Source organism: Paraburkholderia sp. 31.1, from assembly GCF_014397645.1.
Taxonomy (GTDB): domain Bacteria; phylum Pseudomonadota; class Gammaproteobacteria; order Burkholderiales; family Burkholderiaceae; genus Paraburkholderia; species Paraburkholderia tuberum.
Genome location: NZ_VZQN01000003.1, coordinates 138859 through 152699 on the forward strand (window position 1 = coordinate 138859; position 13841 = coordinate 152699).

General features: G+C 65.2%; 10 protein-coding genes. 6 read left to right on the top strand and 4 right to left on the bottom strand.

The features are described 5' to 3' along the window. Positions 1-148: 148 nt before the first annotated feature. From F6X37_RS02915 to F6X37_RS02925, 3 genes are read left to right on the top strand one after another with little or no spacing between them, the layout of a single operon-like run. Entirely contained in the window at positions 149-3100 is a 2952-nt protein-coding gene (locus F6X37_RS02915; RefSeq protein WP_187610245.1) for a molybdopterin-dependent oxidoreductase, read from the top strand. A 21-nt stretch (positions 3101-3121) separates the two neighbouring features. Continuing rightward, a complete protein-coding gene (locus F6X37_RS02920; RefSeq protein WP_187610246.1) occupies positions 3122-3892 on the top strand; it encodes a 4Fe-4S dicluster domain-containing protein in 771 nt (256 codons plus the stop codon). Positions 3893-3911: 19 nt separating this feature from the next. Continuing rightward, positions 3912-4865 (top strand): dimethyl sulfoxide reductase anchor subunit family protein, encoded by a 954-nt coding sequence (locus F6X37_RS02925; protein ID WP_187610247.1) that lies wholly within the window; start codon positions 3912-3914, stop codon positions 4863-4865. A gap of 57 nt (positions 4866-4922) precedes the next feature. Here the strand turns inward: F6X37_RS02925 and F6X37_RS02930 are convergent, their stop codons facing one another. Both F6X37_RS02930 and F6X37_RS02935 read right to left on the bottom strand, forming a co-directional pair. Further along, a complete protein-coding gene (locus F6X37_RS02930; protein ID WP_187610248.1) occupies positions 4923-7508 on the bottom strand; it encodes an adenosylcobalamin-dependent ribonucleoside-diphosphate reductase in 2586 nt (861 codons plus the stop codon). Positions 7509-7791: 283 nt separating this feature from the next. Continuing rightward, positions 7792-8079 carry a DUF3331 domain-containing protein gene (locus F6X37_RS02935; RefSeq protein ID WP_013091570.1) on the bottom strand — a complete coding sequence of 96 codons (288 nt, stop codon included), beginning with the start codon at positions 8077-8079 and terminating at the stop codon, positions 7792-7794. Between the two features lie 343 nt (positions 8080-8422). On the opposite strand from F6X37_RS02935, the gene F6X37_RS02940 reads away from it, so the two are divergent. Continuing rightward, positions 8423-9517, top strand: a complete 1095-nt coding sequence (locus tag F6X37_RS02940) for an AI-2E family transporter (RefSeq protein WP_187610249.1) — start codon at positions 8423-8425, stop codon at positions 9515-9517. Between the two features lie 57 nt (positions 9518-9574). Here F6X37_RS02940 and F6X37_RS02945 read toward each other — a convergent pair whose 3' ends face one another. Both F6X37_RS02945 and F6X37_RS02950 read right to left on the bottom strand, forming a co-directional pair. After that, a complete protein-coding gene (locus F6X37_RS02945) occupies positions 9575-10447 on the bottom strand; it encodes an alpha/beta hydrolase (protein ID WP_187610250.1) in 873 nt (290 codons plus the stop codon). A gap of 212 nt (positions 10448-10659) precedes the next feature. Beyond that, positions 10660-11769: an OpgC domain-containing protein gene (locus tag F6X37_RS02950; RefSeq protein WP_187610251.1), complete on the bottom strand. Its 1110-nt coding sequence runs from the start codon at positions 11767-11769 to the stop codon at positions 10660-10662. A gap of 211 nt (positions 11770-11980) precedes the next feature. On the opposite strand from F6X37_RS02950, the gene F6X37_RS02955 reads away from it, so the two are divergent. Together F6X37_RS02955 and F6X37_RS02960 are read left to right on the top strand one after the other, a co-directional pair. Further along, on the top strand, positions 11981-12223 hold the full coding sequence (locus F6X37_RS02955) for a hypothetical protein (RefSeq protein ID WP_143037192.1): 243 nt from the start codon (positions 11981-11983) through the stop codon (positions 12221-12223). 73 nt (positions 12224-12296) lie between these two features. Next, a complete protein-coding gene (locus F6X37_RS02960) occupies positions 12297-13475 on the top strand; it encodes a porin (RefSeq protein WP_187610252.1) in 1179 nt (392 codons plus the stop codon). The last annotated feature ends 366 nt before the right edge of the window (positions 13476-13841 follow it).

The following is a 13841-nucleotide window of genomic DNA, read 5'->3' on the forward strand; positions in this document are numbered from 1 at the left end:
CGAAACCGAAACTATCGGTGCGCCGGATAGTTTTGCTCGCAAATCGCGATTTCCCTTGTGAGGCAGGTGCGAATACGATGGTCGGTATCGTATGAGCAGCGCGTATGACGCGCGCTTCGGCCCACCAGAAGCAACGACGGAGATGGCCATGGAGCACCACGCCCGCACGCAGAACGAACGGCTCGATGTCAAGACCACCACCTGCTACATGTGCGCGTGCCGCTGCGGCATCCGCGTGCATCTGCGCGACGGCGAGGTGCGCTATATCGACGGCAATCCGGAGCATCCGCTCAATCAGGGCGTCATCTGCGCGAAGGGTGCCTCCGGCATCATGAAGCAGTACTCGCCCGCGCGCCTTACGCAGCCTTTGATGCGCAAGGCCGGCGCGCAGCGCGGCAGCGCGCAGTTCGAGCCGGTCTCGTGGGACACCGCGTTCGACGTGCTCGAAATGCGTCTCGCCGCGATTCGCTCGAGCGATCCGAAGAAGTTCGCGCTGTTCACGGGCCGCGACCAGATGCAGGCGCTGACCGGCCTGTTCGCCAAGCAGTTCGGTACGCCTAACTATGCGGCGCACGGCGGCTTTTGCTCGTCGAACATGGCGGCCGGCATGATCTATACGATCGGCGGTTCGTTCTGGGAATTCGGCGGACCGGATCTCGACAGCGCGAAGCTGTTCTTCATGATCGGCACCGCGGAAGATCATCATTCGAATCCGCTGAAGATCGCGATTGCGAAGTTCAAGCGCGCGGGTGGCCGCTTCATCGCGATCAATCCGATCCGCACAGGCTATGCGGCGATCGCGGACGAATGGGTGCCGATCAGGCCTGGCACCGACGGCGCGCTGTTCATGGCGTTCCTGCACGAACTGATCGCCGCCGACGCGTGGGATCACGAGTTCGTGCAGCGCTACACGAACGCGGCGGAGCTGATCGATCTCGACGAAGCGAGCGAAAACTTCGGTTTGTTCGTGCGCGATCCCGAACGGGCCGAAGGCAATCCGCTGTTTCCGCAGAATCATCTGTGGTGGGACCCGGCCACCCAGCGCGCGGTACCGCATCATGCGAGCGGCGTGAGGCCCGCGCTCGACGGCCGTTACACGCTCGACAACGGCAAGCCGGTAACGCCGTCGTTTGCATTGCTGCGCGAGCGCGTCGCCGAGTGCACGCCCGAATGGGCGGCGGCGATCACCGGCATCGCGGCCGAGACGATCCGGCGGCTCGCGGGCGAGATGATCGAGACGGGCCGCCGGCACCGCATCACGCTGCCGATCCGCTGGACCGACGCGTGGGGCGAAACGCACGAGACGGTCACGGGCAACCCGGTCGCTTTTCATGCGATGCGCGGGCTCGCCGCGCATTCGAACGGCTTTCAGTCGATCCGCGCGCTCGCCGTGCTGATGTCGCTCCTGGGCACGATCGACCGGCCCGGCGGCTTTCGTCACAAGTCGCCGTTCCCGCGCGCGGTGCCGCCATCGGCGAAACCACCGAACGACCCCGCCGCGGTGAAGCCCAATACACCGCTTGCGACGGGTCCGCTAGGCTGGCCCGCCGCACCCGAGGATCTGTTCATCGACGAACACGGCGCTCCGGTGCGCATCGACCGGGCGTTCTCGTGGGAATATCCGCTCGCGGTGCACGGCGTCATGCACAGCGTGATCACCAACGCGTGGCGCGGCGATCCGTATCCCATCGACACGCTGATGATTTTCATGGCCAACATGGCGTGGAATTCGTCGATGAACACGATGAAGGTGCGCGAGATGCTCGCCGACAAACACGCCAACGGCGACTACAAGATTCCGTTTCTCGTCGTGTGCGACGCGTTCCAGTCGGAGATGACCGCGTTCGCCGATCTGATCCTGCCGGACACGACTTACCTCGAACGTTACGACGCGATGTCGATGCTCGACCGGCCGATCTCCGAGTTCGACGGCCCCGTCGATTCGGTGCGTGTACCGGTCGTGCCGCCGACCGGCGAATGCAAGCCGTTCCAGGAAGTGCTGATCGAACTGGCGTCGCGCCTGAGGTTTCCGGCGTTCACCAATGCGGATGGCGGCCGGCGCTTTCGCGACTATCCGGACTTCATCGTCAATCACACCACGTCGCCCGGTTCCGGGGTCGGCTTTCTGATCGGCTGGCGCGGCAAGGATGGCGACAAGGCGCTCGTCGGCGAGCCGAATCCGAATCAATGGGAGCAGTACGCGAAGAACAACTGCGTATTCCATTACCGCTTGCCCGAGACCTTGCAGTACATGCGCAACTGCAACGGACCGTATCTCGACTGGGCGGTCAAAAATGGCTTCCGCAAGTTCAGCGAACCGATTCTGATCCAGCTTTACTCGGACGTGATGCAGAAGTTCAGGCTCGCCGCGCAAGGACGCACGAGCGGCCGGCAGCCGCCCGACCATCTGCGCGCGCGCGTCGACAGGTACTTCGATCCGCTGCCGTTCTGGTACGCGCCGCTCGAAAGCGCGGCGACGGATCTCGCGCGATTCCCGCTCGCCGCGGTCACCCAGCGGCCGATGGCGATGTATCACTCGTGGGATTCGCAGAACGCGTGGCTGCGGCAGATTCATGGGGAGAATTACCTTTATGTGAATCCGAAAACGGCGAGCGCGAACGGCATCGCCGACGGCAGCTGGATCTACGTCGAATCGCAATGGGGCCGCGTTCGCTGTATGGCGCGCTACAGCGAGACCGTCGAACCGGGCACCGTATGGACGTGGAACGCGATCGGCAAAGCGGCGGGCGCATGGAATCTCGGTCCGGACGCGAACGAGTCGCAGCGCGGCTTCCTGCTCAATCACCTGATCACCGACGAGCTGCCGGGCTGCGACGAGGCACCCGCGCGCATGTCGAACTCCGATCCGGTGACGGGCCAGGCCGCCTGGTACGACGTGCGCGTGCGCATCTATCCGGCTGAAGCCGATGCGCGGCACACGCTGCCGCAGTTCGAGGCGATGCCCGAATTGCCCGGCGCGGTTGCACAGAAGAGTGTGGTGTCGCGCATCGTCCAGACCTATTTCGCGGGACGCGGAGAATTCGCGGCTCGCCTGCGCGGGACGTTGCGCCGCGCCGAACATAACGGCGACGACCGCTAAAGCCACGGCAAGGAGCTTGCAATGACCCAGATGGCGCTGGTGATCGATCTGAACGTATGCGTGGGATGCCAGGCGTGCGTGACGAGCTGCAAGGAATGGAACACGTCAGGCGAATCGGGCAGCCTCGCCGATTTCAATCCTTACGACGCGGACCCGTCCGGCACGTTCTTCAACCGCGTGCAGAGTTTCGAAGCGGGCAGCTTCCCCGACACGGAGATGATCCATTTCCCGAAGTCGTGCCTGCATTGCGAGGACCCGCCGTGTGTGCCGGTGTGTCCCACGGGCGCGAGCTACAAGCGCAAGGAAGACGGTCTCGTGCTGGTCGATTTCGATCGCTGCATCGGCTGCAAGTATTGCGCGTGGGCGTGCCCGTACGGCGCGCGCGAACTCGACGAAGCGCGCAAGGAGATGACCAAGTGCACGCTGTGCGTCGATCGCATTCATGACGAGCATCTGTCCGAGCGCGATCGCAAGCCGGCCTGCGTGCTCGCCTGTCCGACATCCGCGCGGCTGTTCGGCGATATCCACGATCCGGAGTCGGTGGTGTCGCAAGCGATCCGCGAGCGCGGCGGCTATCAGTTGATGCCGGAGTGGGGCACGCGCCCCGCGAATCACTATTTGCCGCGCGTGCCGATCGCGTCCGCGAGTTGCGGCGACGACGGGTGCTCGTGCAAATCGTCAGGAACGACCACCGGCGATGCCACGCACACGCCGGGCTCGCCCGACTCGCAGCTCGAGGGGCAACTCGCGCATGGCGAAGTGCATCTCGCGTCGATCGCGAAGCGCATTTGAACGACAACGAGGCCACACGATGAATCCGGCTTTTTCCGTAGTCTTCCTGACCACGCTGAGCGGCGCGGCGCAGGGGCTGTTGATCGCGCTCGTCGGCGTCGAGAGTGCGGCGTGCCTGGGCGTCGTTGCGCAACCCGCCGCCACCGCGTTCTACGTGAGCGGCGCGGCGCTCGCGGTGCTGCTGGGCGGTCTTGGTCTGATCGCGTCGTTCTTCCATCTGGGCCATCCGGAACGCGCGTGGCGCGCGATCGCGATGTGGCGCACCTCGTGGCTGTCGCGCGAATGCCTGTGCCTGCCGGCGTTTCTGGCGTGCGCGTTCCTGTACGGCGTCGCGCACTGGCTCGGCTCGCCGTGGTCGCTCGCGCTCGGCTGGCTCGGCGTGCTCGCCAGCGCCGCGTTGTTCGTCTGCACCGCGATGATCTATGCGTGCCTGCGCTTTCTGCAGGAGTGGGCGACGCCGCTGACGCTGGTGAACTTCGTGCTGCTCGGCTGCGCATCGGGCTTGACGCTCGCGACCGCACTGAGCGCATGGTTCGCGCCCGCGCTGACGGCGGGACTGGCGGTCTGCGCGTGCCTGCTGACGCTCGCCGGTTGCGCGAGCCGCTACGCGTCGCTCATGCGCAATGCGCGCTTGCGGCCGAAATCGACGGTGCAGAGCGCAACGGGCATCCGCAATCCGAAGCTCGTGCAGGTGTCACGAGGCTTCACCGCCGGTGCGTTCAATTTGCGCGAGTTCTTTCACGGCAAATCGGCGCGGACGTTGCGTGGCGTCAAATGGGGCTTTCTCGTGGGTGCGTTCGTCGTGCCGGTCGTGTTGATCGTGCTGGGCGCGGGGCTGCGTTCGCCTGGCGGGTCGTTCGGCTTGCTGGCCGCGGCTTGTCTCGTGCAGTATGCGGGGCTCGTGGCGGAGCGCTGGTTTTTCTTCGCCGAGGCGAAGCATCCGCAGAATCTTTACTACGCGAGGGTGGGGTGAGGCATAGCCTTCAACGAGCGCGTTCGGCCTGGGTGTCAGCGCGCTCGTCGCCTCACACTACCCGCACGCCCCCACCTCCCCACACGCGGTACAAAAATCGCAGCCGTCCTTGCGAATCACCGCATTCGCGCCGCACGAAGCGCATTTGCGTCCGAGCATCGTGTGCAGTCCTTGCGTGCCGTTCGGCTGCAGCAAGGTGTCGGCGCTATCCGCTGGATTCGGACGGATGCCGAAATCGGCGGACAGCGCCATGTCGGTTTTCATGTGCCCGCGCGGCAAACGCGCGAGCATCCGCGACGCGACCTGATTGCCCTCGGCGTCGAGAAAGCCGCGTCGATACAGGATTTGCTGGATCGCGAACGCGAGCGCCGCCACTTCGGAATCGTGCCAGCGCGGCGCGCGATGACCGTCGAGACGCTGCACGTCGCCAAGCCGCACCTGTCCGCGATCCCATGACACCTTGCGCATATCCTGCAGATTGCGCGCGACGAAGCCGCCGCGCGCGGCCAGCGACAGCGAACGCATCGTCGCGGTGATCCACTGCTGCGACTCGTCGCGCTGACCGGTCGGAATGAAGAACTCGATCGGCCGCTCGATCGTCACGTCCTCGCCGCCGAGCCGCCCCGTCACCTCGATGAAGGACGCCGCGACGTACAGCGACTTCTTGCCCGCCTGGGTCAGATACTCGACCTTCTCGATGATCGCCGGCAACTCGCCTCTGGGCCGATGATCGATCGCGATACGCAGCGGGTCCTGGTCCATCTCGGCGAGCGTGTCGTCGGCCTGCGCGGGCGTCACGCTCAGCACCGCGCCGAGCGTGTCGTTGGGGCGATAGGTGGCAAGGCCCTTCAGCCCGCTTTTCCATGCATCGAAGTAGAGGCTTTCGAACGCGTCGAACGGATAGTCGGCTGGCACGTTGACGGTCTTTGAGATCGACGTGTCGACGTACGGCTGGACGGCCGCCATCATGTCGAGATGGTCGCGCGCCGACATCTGCAGCGCGCTGACGAAATAGTCGGGTAGCCGGCTCACGTCGCCGCCGAGTTCGCGATAGAGCCGGTACGCGTAGTCCTCGACGTCGAACGATTCGCGGCCGCCGTCGGCCATCACTTTCACGCGCGTATAAGTCCACGAGAACGCCGGCTCGATGCCGTTCGACGCGTTGTCGGCGAACGCGAGGCTCACGGTGCCGGTCGGCGCGATCGACAGCAGGTGGCTGTTGCGAATGCCGTCGCGGCGAATCGCCTGCTGAATGTCATCGGGCAGGCGCGACGCGAACGTGCCGGCTTCCAGATAGCGCGCGGCGTCGAACAGCTCGAACGCGCCGCGCTCCTTCGCGAGTTCGACCGATGCGCGATACGCCTCGTCACGCATCAGCCGCGCGATGCGCACCGCGAAATCGCGGCCTTCCTGCGAGTTGTAGCGCAGGCCCATCATCACGAGCGTATCGCCGAGGCCGGTGAAGCCGACGCCGATGCGCCGCTTCGCGCGCGATTCGTCGTATTGCTGCGGCAGCGGCCACAGCGTGACGTCGAGCACGTCGTCGAGAAAACGCACCTGCGTGCGGGTGCGCCGCGCGAGGCCGTCCCAGTCGAACGACGGCTGGCGGCCCTGCAACTGCGCAAACGGATCGACGACGAAGCGCGTCAGATTGAGCGGCCCCAGGTTGCAGCAGCCGTACGCGGGCAGCGGCTGCTCGCCGCACGGATTGGTGGCGCGGATCGTTTCGACGGCGCGCAGATTGTTGTCCTCGTTCATCCGCGAGATGAACACGATGCCGGGCTCGGCGACGTCGTACGTCGAGCGCATGATGCGGTCCCAGATCGCGCGCGCCGGGTGTTCGCTGTAGACCCACAGGCCGTCTTCGCGCTGCCGCACGTCGCCGGCCGCGCGCAGCGCCGGCGACGGCTCGGCGCGATGGACCAGTTGCCACGGCTCGTCGTTTTCGACCGCGCGCATGAACTCGTCGGTGACGCTGACCGACACGTTGAAGTTGTTCCAGCGTCCCTTCGAATGCTTGGCCTCGATGAATTCGAGCAGGTCGGGGTGGTCGCAGTCGAGCACCGCCATCTGCGCGCCGCGCCGCGAGCCCGCGCTTTCGACGGTACGGCACGACGCGTCGAACACGTCCATGTAGCTGCACGGACCCGAGGCGGCCGAACTCGTGGTGTGAACGCGCGCGCCCTTCGGCCGGATCGCGGAGAAGTTGTAGCCGACGCCGCCGCCGCGCCGCATCGTTTCGGCCGCCTGCAGCAGCGCCACGTAGATGCCGGGCAAGCCCTGTTCATCGACGCCCTGGATCGAATCGCCAACCGGCTGCACGAAGCAGTTGATCAGCGTCGCGGCGATGCCGCTGCCCGCCGCGCTCATGATGCGGCCCGCGCCGAGCGCGCCGTGGCGCATGTTGTCGACGAACTGTTCCTCGACCGACGCGCGCAACCCGGGCGGCTCGGCCTCGGCGACGCCGCGCGCGACGCGGCGATATACATCGTCGGCCGATTGCTCGTCGCCTTTCGCATACTTTTCGAGCAGCACGTCGAGAGAGAACTGCTGCGGCGGGATTAGCAAAGCGGGAGGAGCGGAGGAGGCGGGAGGCGTGGAAGCGGCGTTGGCCGCGCGGGTTTGCGGCGTGTCTTCTGCCATGATCGGCCCTCAAACGGCGTCGCGGCGGGCGCGGCGCGGTGGTGGAAGGCGCGCGGCCGGCACCGGATAGCGAGCCGGCGGTCGGGCGGGCGCAACGAGTCCACCTTAACGCACGAGGCGCGGGGCGGCAACCGGCAGCGGGGCCGGCGCGGCGCCGCATCTTGCGATGCCGCGGCCGCCGGGCACGCGCGCGCTAAGGGCACGTGGGCAGTAGGGAGATCGCCCCCGGAACAACGGGTTGAAAACCGCGCTTAGTGCGCGGGACTCGGGAACGTTCCGTGCGTCAGGCCGCTTCAAGCAGCGGTTCGAGGATTTCCGCGCAAATCATGGCGGACGCATTCGACGGCGCCGGGCGCTCGGCCGGCTTGAACACCGGGTCACCGCGACGGATCTTGCGGCGCGACACCGCGCAGGTGCCGGAAGAATGCGCCGAGCGACGGCGCCAGCGCTGCTCACCGTAGTGGCAGCGGCCCGGCTCGACCCAGCGGATCACCAGCGTCGTGTCGGAGCTCTCGAGAATTTCGATGCGTACGCCATTGCTACCGTCGAGGGGGATGGACTCCAGGGTCATCATCGGCTCCGTATTGTGGAGTGCCGAATGTAGTCCCACGCGCGCCGGATAGCTATTGTGTCACCGTTGAAACACCGTTCCGGAATTAGCAATAATCAGACTTGACATTAGCGATTCGCCGAAATGACAGGCGTTGCAAGCATTTTTTATGTGATTTTTTAATAAGGCATATTTTTGCAACGCTGTGTTGCCTGTGGCGCGATGAGGAGGGCGGCCGGGAAAGAGGCGGCAACGCTTCCTTTAAGATGTCGAATGTCGGGCGGCGAACTGAGCCGTCAGTGTAGCGGGTTTGAATTTTTCAGGTCGGCTCGCGCGCATACCGTTCAAAAACACAAGAGTTCACATGATTCCACGCCCTCCCGCCGTCCCCCCCAACTCTCCCGAAGCGTCGTCCGTCGCCGCCGAGCGCCTGAAAAAGCAGAAGGCCGCATCGATCGTGCTCTATATCGGTCTCGCGCTGCTCGCATTGTGGGTGGTGCGCGATTTCATCGTGGTGGTGGCGTGGGCCGGGGTCGTCGCGATCGCGCTGTGGCCGCTGCTGCACAAGGTGGCGGGCAGCCACTGGTTCAAGGGGCGCGCGACCTTGCTCGCGACGGTCTTCACGCTGGTGATCGCCGTGCTCGTGCTGCTGCCGGTCGGGCTCGGCATCGCCCAGGCGCTGCGCGAGGCGCACGAGCTGAACGACTGGTTCCGCAGCGTGCAGGAGAACGGCATCGCGCTGCCGGACTTCATCAACCGTCTGCCTTTCGGCGTGCAGCAGATCACTTCCTGGTGGCAGGCCAATCTTGCTCAGCCGCTGCGCGACTCGGCCGCGATGAAAGGCTTGCACAGCAATACGGTGATGACGCTCGGCCGGCATTTCGGCGCGCGCGCCGCGCATGCGGCAATGGTGTTCGCGTTCATGCTGGTCACGCTGTTCGTGATTTTTCAGGCGGGGCCGCGGCTGTCCGGCTCGCTGCTGAAGGCCGCGCGACGCGGTTTCGGCGATAGCGGCGCGGACCTCGTCGCGCATATGGGTACCGCGGTGCGCGGCACCGTGTCGGGGTTGATCGTGGTCGGCGTCGGCGAAGGCCTGTTGCTTGGCGTCGCCTACTTTGTGACCGGGCTGCCGCATGCGGCGCTGCTCGGCTTCGTCACGGCGATCGCCGCGATGCTGCCGTTCTGCGCGCCGATCGTGTTCGGTCTCGCGGCACTGTGGCTGCTCGTGCAGGGCTCGATGGTCGCGGCGGCCGGGCTGCTGGTGTTCGGCGCGGTCGTCGTGTTCGTCGCCGAGCACTTCGTGCGGCCGGTGCTGATCGGCAACTCGACGCGCCTGCCGTTTCTGCTCGTGCTGTTCGGCATTCTCGGCGGCGCGGAGACGTTCGGGCTGCTGGGGATTTTCATCGGCCCCGCGTTGATGACGGTGCTGATGGTGCTGTGGACCGATCTCGTGGAGTAGCGCGGGCGTCGAGGGACACGGGGCTGGGCGGCCGTGCGCCTCGCGTGCCGCGCCGGCTCAAGGGCGCTGATTCGACGGGTGCTCCTGCGCCGGCGGCTTCACGCAGCCGAGCGTGTATTTGAGCGCGGCGGGCAACAGCGCGCGCCACACGTCCCACGTGTGGCCGCCGTCGATGATGCGCAGCGCCGCCGGATTGCCCGCGAGCCGCAGATGCGTGTACAGCAGCGAGGCGTTGGCCTGGATGTCGAGGTCGTCGTCGCCGGATGCGATGAACATCGGCAGGCGATACGCCTGGCTCATGTAGCGGTCCCACTGCGCCGGATAGTTGAGTTCGTGCCACACGCGCGGATCGAACTGGCGCTCGCCGAACACGCCGACCCGCCGCGCCGCCGACGCGCGCGGCGGCTCGTTCGCGTAGATCGCCGGACTGAGCAGCAGCGCGCCGCAAAACATCTCGGGCCGCGTAAGCGCGTAGCGCAGCGCGCCGAAGCCGCCCATCGACACGCCGCCGATCATCCGGCCTCCGCGCTGCGTCGCGACCGCGTAGTGCGTTTCAATCTCGGGCAGCAGATCGTCGAAGAACGCGCTCTCCATCTTTTCCTTGCGGTCGACGTACCAGTCCGTGCCGCCTTGCGGCATCACGATGACGACCGGGGCAATCTCCTTGCGCTCGATCAGCGTGTCCGCGGCGTTCTGCAAATGACCTTGCGTGAGCCAGTCGTTGGCGTCGCCGTTATTGCCGTGCAGCAGGTAGAGCACCGGCAGGCGCGGACCGTCCGCGCGATAGCCGCCCGGCAGGTAGATCGTGTAGTTCCAGTCGCGGCCGAGCGCATCGGAATGGAAGCTGCGGCTCGCGACCGTGCTCGCGAACGTGGGCGCGCCGACGGCGAAGGCAAGCAGTGCGAGGGCGAAACTGAGGAATCGACGCATGTCAGTAAGGAAGGACGGCGGGCGCGGGACTCGCGCGCGGCCGTCATGCTATCAGCATTGGCGGCAGATTTGAGATGGAAAGTGGTGCAGAGAAGGACGGCGCTTTATGCGCGCAAAGTTCTTCGGGCGCCAAGGGTACGTCAAGTGCCCCGAAAATCGCGACGCGTCAGGGACGCGCTCGAAGGGCGCTCGAAACGTTGCCGAAAAGTTCTTCAGCCCGACGTCCGCAGCCGCCCGTCCACGAGCCGCCCGACGACCCGCTTCAGCGGTTCCACGGCCAACGCGACGGCAAACAGCGCGCCGACCGCGGCCGCATCGGCGAGCAGTCCGAGCGGATAGTTCAGGTAACCATCGGTCGCCGCGTAGAGCAGCGAGTCGATCACCAGCGAAATCACCGCGCCGGCAATGAAGCACAGCAAACCCTGACGCCCGATCGCGCCGACCCACGGCAGCCGCCGCGCGACCTTCTTCGCCCAGCCGAGCTCGACCAGATTGGCGACGAGCCACGCGATCGCGAGGAAGTTCCCCGCGCGCAGGTAGGACAGGTTCTGCTTGAGGCTCGCGGCAAGTGGCGCATGCAGCAGAACGAGCTTGTAGTACGCGGCGCCCACGACCACCGCGAACGCCAGCACGCTGACGAGCCATCCGGATCGATGCGCGCTGGTGCGCTGATACACCGGCTGGCAGCGCGCGAGCACGCCGAGCACGAACATCAGTTGCCACGCGAACGGGTTGAAGTCCCAGTGCATGTCGGGCGCGGCGGGAAGGTACTGGCTGACCGCCGGTGCGCCGGCCCACAGCGCGACGCTGCCGGCGACCAGCAGCCAAGGCTTGCTGCGCGCGAGCGGCAGGATCGCGGGCACCAGCAGCGCGAACAACGCGTACATCGGCAGCACGGACGCGAGGTACGGCTGGCGGCGTAGCAGCACGATGTCGCGCAGCGCGGCAAGCGGCGTGTCGATCAGGTCGTCGAGATCGGTCGTGGCGAGATTCGGCCCGTCGATGCTGAATGCGGTTAGCAGCGCGCTGACCAGCAGCATCAGCCCGGCAGTGACGAGAAACGCGCGATAGATCTCGAACGAGCGGCGCAGGAAGCGGCCGCGCGCGATCGTCTCATTGCGCCGCTCGGCGAGCGTCGCATAGGCGGTGGCGGTCGCGAAGCCGCCGAGGAACACGAATACTTCGGCGGCATCGCATAGCGCGTACGCGTGCAGCGTCACGCGCGACAGAATGCTGCCGCCGATGTGATCGACGACGATGATCAGCAGAACCAGTCCGCGGAAAAAGTCGAGCTCGATCAGGCGGGAAGATGACTTGGCCATTGTTTGCGTCAAAAGCAGCCCCGTGCGACGGCGCGCTGATCCAGCGCGGCGGGCGTCTCACAAGGCTTTTTAATATGGGATTGGGTGCTGCGGCGGTGAGGTGATCCGTGCTGGCGTCGCCTGTGGCCCATCTCGCCACGCTCGACCGGTATCGCAAGGCGGCCGTGTCAGCGGGCTGTGAAGATGACCTTCGCTGTGACGCCGAGTTCCGTTGCATCGCAGCAAGGCGCAGGATTATATTTCTTTTCATGACAATGACGCAGCGAGACGGGCAGCAGCGGCTGCTGTTTACCTGAAGCGACGTTACGAAAAAAGAGGCAGCAACACGCAGTGGAGAATTAGCAACATTCTCGATGCTTGGCGCATCCACTCATGGACGCCCGGACGATGTCATGTGAGGATTTCCGGAAAAGCGCAGCCATTGGAGCAGTCTTCAGAACTGCTGGAAAAGTGACGAGAATAAAGAGCAAAGAGAACAAAGCGGCCGGATCGAGTTGTCCTATCACTCGCGGTGCAGGGAGATCATCATGAACAAGCAAGTGTTCGCGCTGGCTGTCTCCATTGCTGCGTCTGCCGTTCTTGCCGCGCCTGCCGCCGCGCAGACTAGCGTCACGCTGTACGGCGTGATCGACGAAGGCATCAACTACACGAACAATGTCGGCCACGGCCATGTTTATGAACTCGCCAGCGGTCTTGCGCAGGGAAGCCGCTGGGGCCTGAAGGGTTCCGAAGATCTCGGCGGCGGCCTGAAGGCGATCTTCCAGCTCGAGAATGGTTTCGATCTGAATTCCGGGCGGCTCGGGCAGGGCGGCCGCCTGTTCGGCCGGCAGGCTTTCGTCGGACTCAGTTCAGAGGCGTACGGCACGCTGACGGTCGGCCGGCAATATGACTCGGTCGTCGATTATCTCGCGCAGACCACGGCCAACGGCAACTGGGGCGGCGAGCTGTTCTCGCATCCGTACGACAACGACAACACCGACAACACGTTCCGCCTCGACAACACCGTCAAGTACACGACCCCGTCGATCTCGGGCTTCCAGTTCGGCGGCACCTACAGCTTCAGCAACGACACGAACTTCGCCAACAATCGCGCCTACAGCTTCGGCGGCCGGTACACGTACGGCGGGCTGCTGGTCGCGGCCGCCTATCTGCAGGCCGACAATCCGGGCAACGGCTCGAACGGGGCGATCACCGCGAACGACGCCGGCTTCGTCGCGACGCGCCTGCGCGTGTTCGGCGGCGGCATCACCTATACGATCGGACCGGCGACGGCGGGCTTCGTCTATAGCAACTCGAACTACCTGGAGCCGACCGCAAACGGCTATCTCGGCATCGAGCCGCTGGTGCCGCTCGTGCCCGTCACACCGCCGGGCGTGCTGCTGAATTCGCTCAAGTATCAGAACTTCGAGATCAACGGCAAATATCAGATTTCGCCGGTGCTGTTCGTCGGCGCGCAGTACGTGTACACGATGGAAACCTACGACGCATCGAACGGCGGCGTGAAGCCGCGCATCCATACGTTCGGCCTGATGGCCGACTACAACCTGTCCAAGCGCACCGACCTTTATCTGCAGGGCGCCTATCAACAGGTCACCGGCGATTCCACGCTGTCGATCCTCGATTTCGCATTCATCCCCGGCACGCAATCGCCGTCGTCGACGTCGAAGCAGGTCGTCGTGCGCGCGGCGATCCGGCATAAGTTCTAGTTCGCTGCCCTTCAAACGCAGATCGGCCAGCCTTCGGATTCCGAAGGCTGGCCTTTTTTGCGCCCTCCGACGCGACGCATGGCTATTCAAGTTCCCCTCGCGCCTGCCGATAAGTCGAATGTCAACAAGTCTGAACGCGCCGCGGCGAAGCGGTGATGTGTGCGTCGTTGGCGTCCCAATACACGTGCCGTCGTAACGCGGAAATACGGCTCGTAACGTCTGTATCAGAGTGTGTGGGGCAGGGCGTTTTTGTTAAACGACACTTTAGAATTCCGCGAGAAATTTGATCGGCCAGCAGGCAGGAAATGAGCGCCATACGAGGCGGCTTCGCCGTGCCGTCGGGAAGGCCGCGCGGCCGAAGATCGC